The organism is Dyadobacter sp. BHUBP1 (genome assembly GCF_050587785.1).
Taxonomy (GTDB): Bacteria; Bacteroidota; Bacteroidia; order Cytophagales; family Spirosomataceae; genus Dyadobacter.
Genome location: NZ_JBOBIH010000006.1, coordinates 360,881 through 377,710, shown reverse-complemented (window position 1 = coordinate 377,710; position 16,830 = coordinate 360,881). Strand labels below are relative to the sequence as shown.

The following is a 16,830-nucleotide window of genomic DNA, read 5'->3' as shown; positions in this document are numbered from 1 at the left end:
GTGTATTATCGACCCCAAGATTACCAGCAGGATCAACTGGATATATTCGCCGACAACATCAAACCGGATCGTACCGCTGATGATCTATTAGCTCAGGTCATGCTGGACTGGGGTTTGCCGCTTTCCTATAAGATTGAGCAACTACTGGTACTCGATAAAAAGGTGTTCTGCGTAGCCCAAGACTCATTGCTAGCCTGTTTTGATAAGGGAATAGACGAGGCCTTTGCGAAGGAAATAGCCTCTTATAAACCTCTACGGATTGTGTTTCGGGATCAGAGTTTCAAAGATGATACGGCCAAGGAAAATGTTCGCCAGTTGTTGAAGCAATTGAGCCCTGACACTGAAATGCGTGTGATTTAAAGTATGAAACTACAGTTTAAAGAACAGAGCTTTCAATTAGATGCTGTACAAGCCATCACCGACTGCTTTCTGGGGCAACCCAGAGAAACGAACCGATTTACGCTGGAAAAAAGCAAGGAGCTTATTGCCAAAGCGAGGTCGGCAAGTAAAGGTCAGTTTGGAATGGATCTAGAAGTAGAGGAGCTTATTGGTTACCGGAACCGGCAGATCCAGATTACCGAAGATCAGTTACTGGAGAATATTCAGCAGGTTCAGCGGCAAAATGATATCACTCAAAGTAAATCCCTTGAAAAGCCCAAAGGTGTAAAAAAGGGCTATCAGTTCACCATTGAAATGGAGACGGGTACGGGTAAAACATACACCTATATCCGTACCATGTATGACCTGCACCAGCTTTATGGCTGGAGTAAGTTTATTGTGGTCGTTCCCAGTATTGCAATCCGTGAAGGGGTCTATAAGTCGTTCCAGGTGATGCAAGACCACTTCCAGGAGCGATACGGACACCGCATTAGCCCATTTATTTATAACTCATCTCGTCCACAGGACATTGAGAATTTTGCGTCGGATAGCCGCATTAGTGTGATGATCATCAATACGCAGGCATTTAATGCTAAAGGTAAAGATGCACGTCGTATTTATATGGAACTTGATCAGTTCGGCACCCGAAAGCCCATTGAGATTATCGCTCAGACTAATCCCATTCTGATTATTGATGAACCACAATCGGTAGAAGGCGATAAAACTTTGGAGAGTATGCAGGATTTCAACCCGCTTTTTACACTCCGTTATTCAGCTACCCATAAATTTGAGTATAACAAGGTATATCGTCTAGATGCACTGGATGCCTATAACAAGAAGCTCGTAAAGAAAATCCAGGTAAAAGGTATCAACATCAAAGGCACTACGGGTACCAGTGGATATCTATATCTGGAACAAATCCAGCTTTCTACCTCAAGACCCCCTCTTGCTGCCTTGGAGTACGAAAAGCGTAATGGGACGGGCGTCAGGCGGGTACGCGAGAAACTTGAAAAAGGAGCCAACCTGTTTGAACTTTCCGGCGAAATGCCCCAGTATAAAAACTGGCTGTTAGAAGAGGTTGATGGCTATTTTAACCGGGTGGTGATCAATGGGAAAATAATTGAAGCCGGAGAGGCTATCGGCGATCTGGACGAAAAGGCATTCCGCCGAATACAAATCCGCGAAACTATCAGTTCTCATTTGAAAAAAGAGCGTGAGCTTTTCGATAAGGGAATTAAGGTATTATCGCTCTTCTTCATAGATACAGTAGATAAATACCGTATCTACGATAAGGAAGGTAATCCTGGTTTGGGTGAATATGCCCAGATGTTTGAAGAGGAGTATGTTCAGCTTAGGAATGAGTATCTGGATCTATTTCATCCAGATTATAACCAACACCTTCAGCGAGATCCGGTAGAAAAAATCCATAATGGGTATTTTTCTATTGATAAGCACCGTAAAATGGTTGATCCCTCCGTGAAACGGGGGAGTGAGGATACGGATGATATCAGCGCTTATGACTTGATTATGAAGGATAAGGAACGATTGCTAAGTTTTGACGAACCCACCCGCTTCATTTTTTCGCATTCTGCCTTGAAAGAAGGATGGGACAATCCAAACGTCTTTCAAATTTGTACCCTCAAGCATTCGGATGCGTCCATTCGCCGCCGTCAGGAAGTAGGGCGCGGTATGCGTCTTTCGGTCAATAAACATGGTATACGGCAGGACGAAGAGGCCATTGGAGAGCAGGTACATGAAATCAATAAACTGACGATTATCGCCTCTGAAAGCTACGAAGAATTTGCCCAAGGCCTGCAATCAGAAATTGCTGCTACCTTGAAAGACAGGCCTCAAAAAGCGACCGTTGAATTTTTGACAGGTAAACTTTTGACTGACGAGCATGGAAATCAAAAACGCTTGACCTCCGAAGAAGCGAAAAAGTTGAACAAGTATCTTTATAAAGAGGATGTTTTGGACGATGACGATAAAATTACGGATGATGGACGGAGGTTGGTTGAAGAAAACAATATCCCCCTTCCTGACCAATTGGAAGCATTTCGGGATAGCATAAATCAATTGCTACGATCCGTTTATATGGGCGAAGCCATCAAACCTGAGAATGACCGGCAAAGTATTACAATTCAGACGAACAGTAACTTTCATAAGAAGGAATTTCAGGAGCTTTGGAATAAGATCAATCTGAAAACCATTTATGAAGTACAGTTTAACTCGGAAAAGTTGGTTGCTGATGCCAAAATTCGGATCAATGCAGATTTGAATATTTCGGAGCGCACGTATGAAATCCGCAGCGGGGAGCTGGAGGAAAGCACAAAGGAGCAGTTGCAGCAAAAGAATGCCTTTCAGGAGACTTCCCGACAACACAAGACGCTCAATTCCGACGTCTATACAAATACAAGATATGACGTGGTTGGAGAGGTTGTCAAACATACCAACCTTACTCGAAAAACCATCGTAGAGATATTAAAGGGAATTGACACGGGCAAGTTTCTGATGATCCGGAAAAATCCAGAGGAGTTTATCGCCCGAACCTGCAAGCTAATCAATGAAGTAAAGGCCAGTCTAATCATTAACAACATTGTTTATCACAAAGTTGATGACAGGCATGACGCTAACACCGTATTTGTGAATGACAAATCCGTTATTCGGCAGTCAGAAATATTGAAAAAGCACGTTTATGACTTCCTGACAACTGATTCACAAACCGAAGCCCGTTTTGCCGAAGCATTGGAAAAAAGTAACCATGTTCGGGTATATGCTAAGCTTCCGAAAAGTTTTTACATTACCACGCCTGTAGCTAATTATAGTCCTGACTGGGCAATTGTGTTTGATAAGGACACTATCCGCCACATCTATTTTGTAGCAGAAACCAAGGGTACGGATTCAGACCTAGAGCTACGCGAGATAGAAAAGCTGAAAATCCATTGTGCCGGGGAACATTTCAAAGCAATCAGTGGCCAAGAGGTGAAGTTTTCAAAAGTCAGCAACTACCAGCAAATGCTGGAAATAGTGCAAGTGAAATAATCACGGATGAAAATATTCAATAACATAGATAGTCGGCTGGGAGACGATCTGAAGCTTGAATTCAGAAAGGGTAGTAAGCTAAGTGTAGCAGCGTCTGCTTTTTCAATCTATGCGTTTGAGGCACTAAGAAAAGAACTGAAGAGCGTTGAAGAGCTTCGGTTTATTTTTACAACTCCGACTTTCCTGGAGGAGAAGTCTAAACCAAAGCTGCGGGAATTTTACATTCCGAACATCCGGAAAGAGGCTGATTTGTGTGGTGGTGAGTTTGAGTTACGGCTAAAAAACGAGATGACTCAGAGAGCCATCTCACGGGAGTGCGCCCAGTGGGTTAAGGACAAAGCTGTGTTTAAAACAAACACCCTCGGTAATTCGCCTATGCATAGCCTTATCCACGTTGATAATGGGCCTGAAGATAGTGCATCCTATTCAGGATTTGCTGGATTTACATCTCCCGACCTGGGTTTTACTTCGCGGAAAGGCCATCGCTCAATGATAACAAAAGTCAATTACCCAATCGCCGAAGGTTATTTGGAATGGTTTGACGAGATATGGAATAACGATGAAAATACGGATCTAGTAACGGAAAGTGTGCTCCGTTATCTGGCGGGAGCTTATCAGGAAAATAGTCCGGAATTTGTCTATTTTGTAACGCTCTACAATATTTTTCGCGACTTCCTCAGTGACGTGTCGCTGGACAATCTACCGAATGACAGCATCGGTTTTAAAGAAACCGTCATATGGAATAAGCTGTATAATTTTCAGCAGGATGCTGTCATTGGTGGAATTAACAAACTGGAAAAGTACAACGGCTGTATCATCGCCGACAGTGTGGGCCTGGGGAAAACTTTTACAGCTCTGGGAATTATCAAATACTACGAGAAGCGAAATAAAGATGTTCTGGTATTATGCCCTAAAAAGCTTGAGGCCAACTGGAACACCTACCGACACAACGATAAAAACAATATCTTGGGTAAAGATCGCTTCCGGTACGACGTTTTGTTTCATACAGATTTATCGCGAGACAAAGGAACTAGCAATGGGAGGAGTCTTGAAAGTGTTAACTGGGGGAACTATGGCCTAGTAGTCATTGATGAATCACACAATTTTCGTAACAACAACACAGTCGTAGGTAAAGAAAACCGCTATCAGAAATTGCTTCGCAAGATTGTTCAGGAGGGTATTGAAACGAAAGTATTGATGCTTTCGGCCACTCCTGTCAATAACCGCTTTAACGATCTGCGTAATCAGCTTGCCCTGGCCTATGAGGGTGCAGCGGGTCAAATTGACGAGAAACTGGATACAGACCTTGGAATCGAACTGGTCTTCCGGCGGGCACAGCAGGCTTTCAACAGCTGGTCTAAACTACCTACCGAAGAAAGAACCTCAGACCGGCTATTGGAAGCGCTAGATTTTGATTTTTTCCAAATATTGGACAGTTTGACGATTGCTCGGTCCCGAAAACATATAACCAATTATTACGACACAAAAGCAATCGGAAAATTTCCTCAGCGGAATAAACCAATCTCGATTTACAGCCCACTAAAAGAAGGAACGGAGTTAGATTACAAACATATCGCCGATTGGTTAGAGTTTCTGAATCTTTCAATTTACTCACCTTTAAATTATATTCTGCCAAGCAAAATTTCGTTTTACGCCGAGAAATATGATAAGCGCGTAAAGTCGGGAACCTTCAAGCAAAGGGACCGTGAAAAGAGCTTGCAGCTCTTGATGCGCATCAATCTTTTAAAGCGAATAGAAAGTTCCGTCGATTCTTTTGCTCTGACTCTCTTGAATATTCGTGCGCTAATTGAAGAAGGTTTAGGCGCAATTGCGCGGGGGGATGCTAACACGTATTCAGGCCTTCCGGCAGACCCTACGTCAGAAGAGTTCGATTGGGAGCCGGATTGGGGAGAAGAGGAAAATGTTTTCGGGAGCAAGGTGAAAGTTCATATCGCTGATATGGATAAAGTAAGATGGCAGGAAGACCTCTCTGCTGATCTCTTGGTAATCAATGAACTCCTGAAAGAAATCGAATTACTGAGAGGGAAATATGATCTGAAGCTAGGCAAGCTTAGAGAGATTATTGTGGATAAGATCCAAAATCCGGTTAATGCCGGGAACAAAAAAGTGATCGTATTTACCGCTTTTGCAGACACAGCAAATTATATCTATTCAGAGCTGAAAGATTATTTTAGGAATGAGTATGGCCTTAATACCGCTCTAATCACGGGATCAAAACGAGCTTGTTCATCCAAGACTGTTCCGTCTGATCTGAATACGCTATTGACTTGCTTTTCACCACGATCTAAGGGGAAAGTAATCATCTATCCTGATATTCAGGAAGAAATCGATATTCTGATTGCGACAGATTGCATTTCAGAAGGGCAGAACCTACAGGATTGTGATTATCTGATCAACTACGATATACACTGGAATCCGGTCCGTATCATTCAGCGGTTTGGTCGCATTGATCGAATTGGTTCCGTGAATGATACCATAACAATGGTCAACTTCTGGCCGGATGTCACACTGGATGCCTACATCAATCTCAAGCAGCGGGTTGAGAATAAGATGGCTATCAGTAATCTCGCGAGCACTGGCGATGATAATATCCTCAATGCCGATGAGAAGGATTTGGAATACAGAAAAATCCAGCTGAAAAGGCTGCAAGAAGAAGTTGTAGATCTCGAAGATCTCCGGGAAGGAGTCAGCATAACTGATCTTGGATTAAATGATTTCAGGGTGGATCTGGCTAATTTCGTTAAAATATATCCGAATCCGGATTCTATTCCCTTGGGATTGCATGCCGTTACGAGAGCAAGTGATGCTGATCAACGCGGAGTGATTTTCGTTTTAAAGAATATAAGTGATTCGGTAGACAAGGATAAACTGAACCGTTTAGCCCCGTATTACGTGGTATACATTCAAGAAAGTGAGAATGTATTACATGGTTATTTAGAAGCAAAGAAATCATTGGATATGCTTCGGCTACTTTGCAAGGGTAAAACTGAACCACTAAAGGAACTTTGCCACCAGCTTACTCTTCAAACACGGGATTTCCGTGATATGCACGATTATTCCCAGTTATTGCAAAAAAGTATCCGTTCCATTCTAAAAACCGGAGATGAGAGAGAAGTACTCAGCCTATTTAAAGCAGGTGGAACTGCTACAATAGGAATGCCCAAGGGAATTGAAGATTTCACCCTTGTAAGTTTCGTTGTCGTGAAATGATGGATGTATTTAACCTTCCGGCAAGAACTGTGATTGGCAGGAGCATTCCCAAAAATGCTTTTGATGCCCATGCTACATCACAACAAAAAAAGCTCCTTGTTGATGTAATCGAGAAGATGCGATGGGTAAACAAGCTCAGTTTCGATACAATTAATTTAACGGGAGATGAAATTCAGGAAATACAGATTTTCAGCCTCGAACTGAGAAAGAAAGAAGGGATTGAAGTTGTCCTTGAAGTCATTAATAAGGCAATTCCGTATCACTTGATTTGCTGTGCTACCTATGGACATGAATTATTGATATCAGCCTGTCAGAAGCATCCCAATCCTTTGAATACTGATGTCGCTGTGATCGACTGGATGTTCAATAGCACGTGGATTTTCGAGGACCAACAAAATTTCTCTCTCAATTTGAGAAGGAGTCTTGATTCCGTTTATCTGGATATCTGTCAGCAAATAAGTGGAAGGCGAAAGGAGACTCTGTCTGATTTGGTAACAACTGAGAAAACAAGAACGGAACTACAAAAGGCTATCGCAAAGTTGAAAGGGCAAATTGCCAGGTGCAGGCAGTTTAATCGTAAAGTGGAGCTCAACATAGAATTGCAAAAGTACGAGAAAAGTTTAGAGACTTTGGTGCAGTAAGTATCATGAGGAGTTATGTGGGACAGTACGAGTTGCGCGATCCTATCTAACACCACCCTTGCAAGCCATGATCGTAAAAGCCTTACAGGTGAACAGATTGAGTCCTCCTTGAATGATCCCCTTCCAAGACATAGTTTCAATTCTGTCGCACGCTATTTACTAGGGAGATATCGATTCCTGTAATTGCTCAATTTCTTCCAATGTCGAATTTTTGTCACTTCTTCCTCGATGACATTCGAACCTATTGGGATACAAATCTATCGCAGGATTTAGCGCCATGGCAGTCAAGTTTGAAGCTGTTCGGTACAAGATTTAAACGAATTAGATTTTGAATGGTGACAACTCTATAAAGATAAATGGTATGTTTTGCCGGGCTAATAGGTCGCATAATTGATGTTGATAAGCTGTATAGAAAATTCGGTTCGAGGCATGCACCGATAATGGCTCTTTTGGCCGATAAATAAGATTCGCATCTGAGATTAATATATTGAAATTCTTTATGGGTAAGTTTATAGTTTTGTGAACCTCTACCCTTGAAGGCATTGTGGAATTCTCTTCTATCATAAACGGAAACTTAATCTTACCCGAATTACTGCTTGTTTTGAAACGGTATTCGGTTGGTATCGCTTGTCAACTTTTGCGTAACGAAATTAAAGTCAGCGTTTTGAACATTGAGGATGTTAGAACCGGACCAAGAACTAGGGAAAAATGCTATGTTCTTGAAAATGGTGAACGGATCATTGTGACGATCAGGACAAAGCTTGAGAGGCCTGCCGATGTTGATGGAGTCATAAGGCTGTATGATGATGGTGAAAAGAGATGGATATCTCATAAACTATTGGACCAAGCGATGGAACGAACAGCTGCTGTTGGCATGAAATCAAAATCTGCATCAATAGCTGGAACCTGGCCAAGATCCTTTCGCTTTGCGGCCCAAGAATATGATGCACAGGGAAAGCCAATTGAAGATTGTAAGGGCTTGAGGCCGCCACAACTTGGGGCATTATACGCTATTGGATCTCATTGGACTCAAAATAGTAATATCGCGACTGTAGTTATGCCGACCGGAACTGGAAAGACCGAAACAATGCTATCAGTATTGGCGGCATTTCCCCGCGGCCCGATGGTGGTCGCTGTTCCCTCTAAGGCGCTACGGAATCAGACGGCCCGAAAATTCTTAACATTCGGGTTGTTAAGAAAATTGACGTTGCTACCAGAAGAAGTTGAAAATCCCATCGTTGGCTTGTTGTCAAAGCAGCCGGGTGAAGACGACGACTTGGCTATTTTTGAGGATTGCAATGTTGTTGTATCCGCGATGGCATCTCTTACGGGCGGTAAAGCAAAAAACCTTGCTTCGAAAATTGCTAACCGCAGTGGTGTTCTTATAGTTGACGAAGCCCATCATGTCGCGGCAACCAGCTGGAGTGACCTTCGCTCGGCGTTCTCCGGAAAATACACACTGCAGTTCACAGCGACACCATTCCGCGAAGACGGAAAACTCGTTGATGGGGACGTTATATACAGTTATTCTCTTCGAAAAGCTCAGGAGGACGGCTATTTTAAGCCGATTAAGTTTCTTCCTGTTCATGAACTTCATCAAGATTCTGCTGATGACGCGATAGCGCATCTCGCTTGTAAAACACTACGCGAAGATCTGGCTGCTGGGAATAACCACCTAATCATGGCTCGATGTTCAAAAATTGATAGAGCCCAAGAAATCCTTATGCTTTATCGAGTTCATGGATCAGAGTTCTCTCCTCAAATAATTCATTCTGAGTTGCCAGATAGTCAAGAGCGTATCAATCGCTTGATAACTGGGGAAAGCCGAATAGCCGTCTGCGTAAATATGTTGGGTGAAGGGTTTGATTTGCCACCATTGAAAATAGCGGCATTACACGATCCGCAGAAAAGTTTAGCCCCACTTCTTCAATTTACTGGACGTTTTACTCGAACATCAGGGGAGCACCTTGGTGATGCAACAGTAATCGCAAATATTACAGATACGAATATATCGTCTGCGCTTGAACGACTTTATAGTGAGGACTCTGATTGGAATGTGCTACTCAGTGAAATGAGTTCCGAGGCTTCCCGGGATCACGCTCAGCTAGTCGACTTTTTAAATTCTTCTATATCGCTTGGAGAAGATCGGGACGATGCTCCCAGTATTTCCCACCATTTGTTACGTCCAGTATTTAGCACGCTGACTTACAATTGTACTGCATTTAGCCCGAAGAAATTTCATGAGGTAATATCCAAAGGTGTTGAGGTGGCACGCGTCTGGTTGCACGTGGACAGTCAGACATTGTATTTTGTTACTAGGTCGAAGGTCCGCGTCAAATGGTCTAGATCAAAAGACCTAGTGGACACTGATTGGCATCTCTTTGTTTTACACTTTGACGAAAAGCGCAATTTACTTTATCTGGCTTCTTCAGACAAAACATCTAACCATGCGAAACTTGCTGCTGCTGTTGGAGCAACTACAATAATTGATGGAGAGCCAATTTTTAAGAGTTTGGGGCATATTGGCAGACTTATATTTAACAATCTTGGAGTTAGCAAGCATGGTCGACGTAATCTTAGCTATGCTATGTATACTGGAGCAAATGTAAGGGACGCATTGACCTTTGCAGCAGCGCCAGGGTCAAGAAAAGCAAACTTGAGCGGGTCGGGCTGGGAAAGAGGGAAACACGTGACAATTGGTTGCTCTTATAAGGGAAGAGTTTGGTCAAAAGAATCCGGTACAATACCTCAACTTATTGGCTGGTCACAGGCTGTCGGTGAAAAGCTTCTTGATGCAACTATCACAACAAAGGAGATAATCGAAAACGTCCTCATTCCAATTGAAGTGACTTTATTACCCGATGGGGAAATAATGGGAATTGAATGGCCATTTGAAATACTAAGGCAATCGGAGGATCGGGTCGATCTTAGTTTAGGTGGCAAAGAGATACCAATTTACCTATGTGATATTCAACTTAGCTCGGTAGACCGAGCAGGTAATTCAATAAGGTTCGAGCTTCTAGACAGTCAGGCAGATGTACTAGGCACTTTTGATTTGAAAATTGGTGGCCCGCAGGGATTTGAGGTTGTTCGAGTTTCGGACGAAGAAATCATATTTCACATAGGGTCTAAGGAATTTATAGCAGAATCTTATTTTTCTGACTACCCACCATTGGTTAGATACTTTGACCTTACGGAACTAGACGGAAACCTCGTACTACGTCCTGAAAATCCCTACAATTTAGAATTACCAGAAGATAGTTTAGATCCGTGGGATTGGGTTGGGGTGGACATTACAAGGGAATCCATTTGGAAAGATGGCCTTGAAAGGAGGAATTCAGTTCAATGGGCTGCGGCCCAAAAGTTTATCAATGATGACTTCGAGGTCGTTATTGATGATGATGGTCCTGGTGAGGCTGCTGATTTAGTGTGCTTAAAGGAGGAGGCGCATTTCATACGTCTTGTGCTTGTACATTGTAAATTTTCAAAAAGCGAACATGCGGGGAATAGGGTTAGAGACGTTGCAGAAGTAGCCTCTCAGGCAATAAGGTCAGCCAAGTGGGCAGGAAGATTTAAAGAGCTTTGTCGTCACATCACAAATAGAGCTAGACGACCATCAATGGGCCATCGCACGTTTGTGTTGAATGGAAACATTGCCGACATTAACAAATTATTGCGTGCGTCCCGTTTTAAGGAAGTAAGGCCAGAGATTGTGATCGTACAGCCCGGGATATCTCGAAGAACTGTATCTGGCAGTCAAAAAATGCTGCTGGCAGCGGCTGCATCTTATATTAAAGAGACTGTAGGAGTTGAGCTCGTTGTCGCTTGTAGCGAATAGAAAACATTTTGTGGTAAATAGCGCTTTAAATCAGCGATGAAGTTTAATCTTGACGTAAGAAATGTAATATTAACTTAGTCCCTATTTACCCCTCCATATAAATGTTCATATGAATCTTAAAACTGTCAAAATTCAAAATGTGAAAGGAATTGTGGAGCGGGAGTTTAGCCTTGATGCTATTCCCAACAAGCCAAATATCTTGGTTGCTCCAAATGGGTTTGGCAAAAGCTCATTTGCAATTGCATTTAACTCATTACGTTCCAATCGTATCGAACTTGATGAAAAAAATTACTATTTAGGAAAATCGGAAAACCGCCCATCGCTTTCTATCTCCTTAACTGATGGTCGAATTTTGATTGCCGATGACAACCAGAACACCATAGGTGATGTATTTGATGTATTCGTCATAAATAATCAGACGGAGCCAAAATCAGTTGTACAATCTTTCGGCGGTCGGTCATTCGCGAAGACTTCGTTAGATATTGTTACAACTGTTTTGGTAAATACTATTCCAGAACGAATTGGTTTTGATTATTCATCCGCGAATATGAAGCGGGCTTTTGGTCTCAATGGTAATAGAGTTTTACTCAATATCGGTGAATTGTTTTCGTCGGCAAACCTGTTTAACGAGATAGTTTCGAAGATTGATTTTGCTCGATTTGGTCTCGTAAATTATAGCCGCATTATTGCCCATGGAGTAACCTCAATCAATGAGCAAACAGGAACTGGCTCGGATATTAAACAATGGATTGAAAAAGAACTCTTACCCTCGTTTCGGGCATTGGAAGAGCTTACAAAACTAGCAAATGTGATCGCGGCCTATAACTTCTCAATAATCAGCGATGAAGTAGATCTTTATTTGTCAGCATGGCAGATCATTCAAGTTAAGGATTCGATGGGAGTCCGCTTCAAGAAAGCTGTGAAATATCTTGACTATCTTAGGGAGAAGGATCAACTAACTCAGACTATATCGTCCTTCAATCCGGTAGGCGACAGGTTTGATTTGAGTCCAAAGGAAGTGGGAAACAAGCTCACTATCAAGTGGCCTAAAGCCCATGAGGTTTCCAATGGGCAACGCGATATTCTTACTTTCATAGCTTTGTTACTAAAATCAAGGCGAGATTTTAAAAAGGACAATTGTATTCTTATAATAGATGAAATCTTCGACTATTTGGATGATGCTAATTTGATCGCTTTTCAATATTATATCTCCACCTTTATAGATGAAATGAAGCGTGCTAAGCGAAGAATATTTCCCATTCTATTAACACACTTAGATCCCAAATTTTTCAATCATTTTTGTTTTAACGACAACAGGATCAAGGTATGTTACTTGAAAGAGGTACGGCTTCGACCGAATAAAGAAATACTTAAAATCATTTACAAGCGCGAAGATCCCAAGGTAAAAAACGACTTAGATCTATACTATTTCCATTATCACCCTAATTTCGACGATGTCGATTTATTGGCCGAATTCACAGCGCTAAAGCTCAATACGGATTGGGCTACGCCTTCGAATTTCTGGAAAAAAAATGCCCGAGAAGTCAGAAGATATTTACTTGAAAATTCTCCGTTCGACCCCATTTCTGTTTGTTTTGGAGTGCGTGTGAGGATAGAAAAACTAGTTTATGGCAAAATTGAAAGTGATGAGTGTAAGGAAATATTTTTGAACGAAAAGAGAGGGACCAAAGAAAAGCTTCGTTATGCAGAAAGTATAAACGTAGTGTTACCAGAAATATATTTTCTGCTGGGAATTGTTTATAACACCTCATTACATTTAACAGAAGGGCAAGATGTGTCTCAATCACTCGGGCTAAGACTAGAGAACAGCACCATCAAAGAGATGATTTCAAATATTTTTAAAGACGTCTGATTTATAATTGGCAAGTTGTGGGTCGCACATCTCGGTCAGCTGTCGTATTCAAGATCTACTTGAATTCCAAGTAGTTTTTCTTTGGGAGATTTATCATTCAAGTTTAAAATTATCTTATCCAGGATTAGTTTCTGATGCTCCTCGCCAAGCATTTCGTGCTGGAGACTGTCAATCGTATTCTGATTGAGAGATATTATATATTGAAAATCACTAGCCGCACATTCTTTGTGAGCGATGTCCAGCATTGCTCTCACTTGGCGTGTATCCATATCCGCGGTGATTTTGCTATCATGGAATAGTAATTTCATCCGGTGATTGTGTCTACCTTTGAGAATAGTCCAATCATAGCAGAAGATCTTAACTTCACTTACGGCATTTCCTGCATCATCCTGTATTTTTGCCTTTATGTCGTACCTAACTGAATTTTTACCCTCGTTATTTGTTATCGTTATACCGGAAAATTTTTCAGAATAAAACTTTTCAACAAATGACTTGAATAAGATGATGTTATTTCGGATTAGCTCGCGAGCGTCTTCAAGATAGAGATCTGTTTTGATATTTTCGTCTGCAAAATCTTTCTTGACCTCTTCTTGGGCAAATTTGTAGTCAGTTAGTAGTTTACGATACTGATTTAAGCCGTGTAGTTTTTTCTCCGCATCTGTTAGTAGTTGGTTTAGATTACTATAATCATCAAGAGCGCCGGTAGAATTTAGATACTGAAGTTTTTCATCTTCGTGTTTTCCTAGGTCAGCAATTTTAGAGTTAGTTTTCTCAAGTTCCTCTTGGAATCTAAATTTTTCTTCGGTCAGACGCTGTACCCTGTTTCCAATCAATTGTTTATTGAAATTTTCGAGATCCGATAGCTTTTTAACGACTTGGTCTCCTAACTGTATATTCGCTTCTTGATACAGTTTGATAATTTGTTCTTTCGTAATATCCGGGCTAATCGCTAAGCTTTTTTCGATGTTTGAGATAGCTATTTTCAATTTTGTTGCACCGTTTTTTTGAGTCCGCAACTCTTGTTGTAGGCTTTCCCGAATTTGTAGGCTTTCCCGAATTTGAAGCCTTACCCTAAAAAGGACGGTAGTCGTTTAGACTTTTTTCATTTTTAGTTTCTTGGCAAACGTTGCCGGCGCTAAGCCATGCAACGCTTGATGCGGATGAAAGTGATTGTAATCTTCCATCCATTCGTCCGATAAAATGCAAACCTGTTCTAATGATTCAAATAAATAGGCATCTAAGACATCCTCGCGATAAGTGCGGTTCAATCTTTCCACATACCCATTTTGCATCGGTTTTCCCGGCTGAATATACTGGATTGCGATGCCTTTATCTTCACACCATCGCCTGAATTTATCTGCTAAGAACTCAGGCCCATTGTCAACCCGAATTTGTTCGGGATATGGTCTGACTAAGGCTATCAGTTCCAAAACATCGATTACTTTCTGAGCAGGAAGTGAAAAATCTGCATGTGCTGCGAGTACTTCTCGGCTGCAATCATCCAGAATTGTCAGCACTCGGATCTTACGTTTATTCACCAGCGCATCACAGACAAAGTCCATGCTCCAACTTTTGTTTGGCTCACTGGGTACCTGTAAGGGCTGCTTGATTCGAGCTGGTAAACGCCGTTTGTGACGACGGCGATGCTTCAAATTTAGCAGTCGGTAGACCCTTAGAACCCTTTTGCGGTTCCACACGAAGCCTTCATTGCGAAGTTTCCCATAGTAGTCGTCAAAGCCTCTTGTCGGGTAGACCTCCGCATATGATCGTAATTTTTCAATCACTGGCTGATCATCTTTTCTGCTACGGTAGTACCACTTAGATCGATGCAACCCAACCACCCGGCAAGCCCTGCCAACGGACACTTTTTCTTCAACAGCCCACTCCACAAGTTCCTTCTGCCGACAAGGCTCTACAGCTTTTTTTCGATGATATCCTTCGCTAGTTTATAATCCAGGCTCAGTTCCGCATACATCTGCTTTAATCGTCGATCCTCATCCTGTAAAGCCTTCAGTTCTTTCAACTGCGCAGCCTCCATACCACTGTATTTTTTGCGCCAATTGAACAACGTTGCCTTGGAAATGCCGTATTCGCGGCAAACATCCATGGCTTCTCGGCCACCCTCATACTGTTTGAGGATCGCCACGATCTGGGTCTCTGAGTAGTTTTTCTTTTTCATGTGACAGTTAAAATTAGCTCATTTCGAGTCTAATCCTACACTGTCCTAAATTCGGGAAAGCCTACATTATGAGGGCCAAAGAATCACTAACCACCGAATGATACATAAAGAATTGCCAATTCGTAAAATTACTCTTACATGGTGGAGCTAAATATTAAAGCTTATTATTGGGTTCTCCCTGTGGACTTGGAATGAAGTTGAAGATATGCCGAATTGTTTGGCAAATGGTTAGTACGAAATATTTTGCATAAGAAAAGAGTTGCAATTTTCGTCGTAACCATTTGATAAGCAATACTGGTGGCGGGGATCGAGCCCGTACGGGCGTTTCGGCCCACAGGATTTTAAGTCCTGTGTGCCGAAAGTACTGCGTTACTTAGATAGAATATCCTTCAACCTTGCCATATCATCGCTAATCTTCCTGTCGACAATTTTCGCATACTGCTGAGTAGTCTTAATATTCCGATGCCCTAGCATCTTGGATACACTCTCAATCGGTACCCCATTAGTCAGAGTAACCGTTGTAGCGAACGTGTGCCGCGCCAAGTGAAAAGTGATATTTTTCTTAATCCCACATAAGTCCGCAATCTCCTTCAAGTACGAATTCATCTTTTGATTAGATAGCACCGGGAGTACACGATTTTCATTCTCGCATTGAGGATGATCTTCATACTTCTCCATAATTTCCAGCGCCATCGGCAGAAGAGGGATTCTGGAAGGTGTGTCAGTCTTCTGTCGTTTCGTCGTAATCCACTTCCCGCCATCAATTCCCTCGATGATCTCCGTTCGCTTTAACTTATATACATCAGCATATGCGAGTCCCGTGTAACAGCAGAATAGGAAGATGTCTTTCACATAAGCCAAACGGCCTGTACCCATATCCTTCTCCCATACCTTTTTCAACTCACTCTCAGTTAGAGCTTGTCGATCAACTTCTCGTTTCGTAAACTTGAATGCAAAGAAAGGATCACGCATAAGCCAGCCTCTCTTGACGCAGAGCAGAACAATTTTTTTAAAGTTCGCCAAATACTTCATAGTGGTATTGTGACTAATCTTTTTCTTGGCTTTAAGCCAAAACTCGAATTGCGAAATAAACTCGTAGTCCAGCTTCTTGATGTCAAAATCGTCCTCCTGATACTTCCATTTAATGAAGTCTCGAGTGTGTTTGAGCGACGTCTCATAACGTTCGAGTGTGCCAGGAGCGAATTCGGCACCCACCAGCGCGGCAATTTGATCGTTGTGCTCCCTAAATATTTTGAGAATAGTCCTTTTGTCCTCCTCTTTCCCGAGCATCAGATTTTTAATCGCGTCGGCGGTTAGCTCCTTGTCGGCATCCAGTAAGGCTTTCTTGGCTTGAAAAACTTTGGTGGTCAGTGAATCCAAGTAGGCGTTGAGCTCCTTAGTGTCTTCTTTGTTCCCTGTGGCCCTGCCGGCTCTAACATTCCACTTGGATGGATGCCAGACCCGACGCGTAGTAATGTCCCTGGCTTGGCGATTCACGGTGACACGCATGTAGATGGCTCTCATGCCATCTTCGTTTTCGGTACTTGGGGTTTTCAAAAAGAAATTCAACCCGAAACTGTTTTCTAACATAATACGACTGTTTTAAATGAACAAAAGTCGAATTGTTACCATTGAAACGCAAGATGTC

The 16,830-nt window shown here is 42.2% G+C and carries 9 protein-coding genes and 1 pseudogene; 6 read left to right on the top strand and 4 right to left on the bottom strand.

Annotation, left to right across the window (positions count from 1 at the left end):
- The 6 genes and pseudogenes from ACQ4MZ_RS23710 to ACQ4MZ_RS23685 form a co-directional block, all read left to right on the top strand.
- Positions 1 to 360: pseudogene (locus tag ACQ4MZ_RS23710) on the top strand (site-specific DNA-methyltransferase); the annotation flags it as partial.
- A 3-nt stretch (positions 361 to 363) separates the two neighbouring features.
- Positions 364 to 3,420 (top strand): type III restriction-modification system endonuclease, encoded by a 3,057-nt coding sequence (locus ACQ4MZ_RS23705; protein WP_430849200.1) that lies wholly within the window; start codon positions 364 to 366, stop codon positions 3,418 to 3,420.
- A gap of 6 nt (positions 3,421 to 3,426) precedes the next feature.
- Positions 3,427 to 6,651, top strand: a complete 3,225-nt coding sequence (locus tag ACQ4MZ_RS23700; protein WP_430849198.1) for a helicase-related protein — start codon at positions 3,427 to 3,429, stop codon at positions 6,649 to 6,651.
- Complete coding sequence (locus ACQ4MZ_RS23695; RefSeq protein ID WP_430849196.1) at positions 6,648 to 7,292, top strand: DUF4391 domain-containing protein; 645 nt, start codon at positions 6,648 to 6,650, stop codon at positions 7,290 to 7,292. Before ACQ4MZ_RS23700 ends, ACQ4MZ_RS23695 begins: the two co-directional genes overlap by 4 nt.
- A gap of 544 nt (positions 7,293 to 7,836) precedes the next feature.
- Positions 7,837 to 11,130 carry a DEAD/DEAH box helicase gene (locus tag ACQ4MZ_RS23690; protein WP_430849194.1) on the top strand — a complete coding sequence of 1,098 codons (3,294 nt, stop codon included), beginning with the start codon at positions 7,837 to 7,839 and terminating at the stop codon, positions 11,128 to 11,130.
- A 109-nt stretch (positions 11,131 to 11,239) separates the two neighbouring features.
- On the top strand, positions 11,240 to 13,003 hold the full coding sequence (locus ACQ4MZ_RS23685; protein WP_430849192.1) for a hypothetical protein: 1,764 nt from the start codon (positions 11,240 to 11,242) through the stop codon (positions 13,001 to 13,003).
- A 35-nt stretch (positions 13,004 to 13,038) separates the two neighbouring features.
- On the opposite strand, the gene ACQ4MZ_RS23680 is transcribed toward ACQ4MZ_RS23685, so the two are convergent.
- The 4 genes from ACQ4MZ_RS23680 to ACQ4MZ_RS23665 form a co-directional block, all read right to left on the bottom strand.
- The gene (locus tag ACQ4MZ_RS23680; RefSeq protein ID WP_430849190.1) at positions 13,039 to 13,989 is read right to left on the bottom strand and encodes a DUF2326 domain-containing protein; all 951 of its coding nucleotides are present in this window, start codon (positions 13,987 to 13,989) and stop codon (positions 13,039 to 13,041) included.
- A gap of 105 nt (positions 13,990 to 14,094) precedes the next feature.
- Positions 14,095 to 14,868, bottom strand: coding sequence for an IS3 family transposase (locus ACQ4MZ_RS23675; protein WP_430849206.1), 774 nt, complete (start codon positions 14,866 to 14,868; stop codon positions 14,095 to 14,097).
- 47 nt (positions 14,869 to 14,915) lie between these two features.
- Positions 14,916 to 15,182, bottom strand: a complete 267-nt coding sequence (locus ACQ4MZ_RS23670) for a transposase (RefSeq protein WP_430849188.1) — start codon at positions 15,180 to 15,182, stop codon at positions 14,916 to 14,918.
- A gap of 369 nt (positions 15,183 to 15,551) precedes the next feature.
- The gene (locus ACQ4MZ_RS23665) at positions 15,552 to 16,772 is read right to left on the bottom strand and encodes a site-specific integrase (RefSeq protein ID WP_430849186.1); all 1,221 of its coding nucleotides are present in this window, start codon (positions 16,770 to 16,772) and stop codon (positions 15,552 to 15,554) included.
- Positions 16,773 to 16,830: the final 58 nt, after the last annotated feature.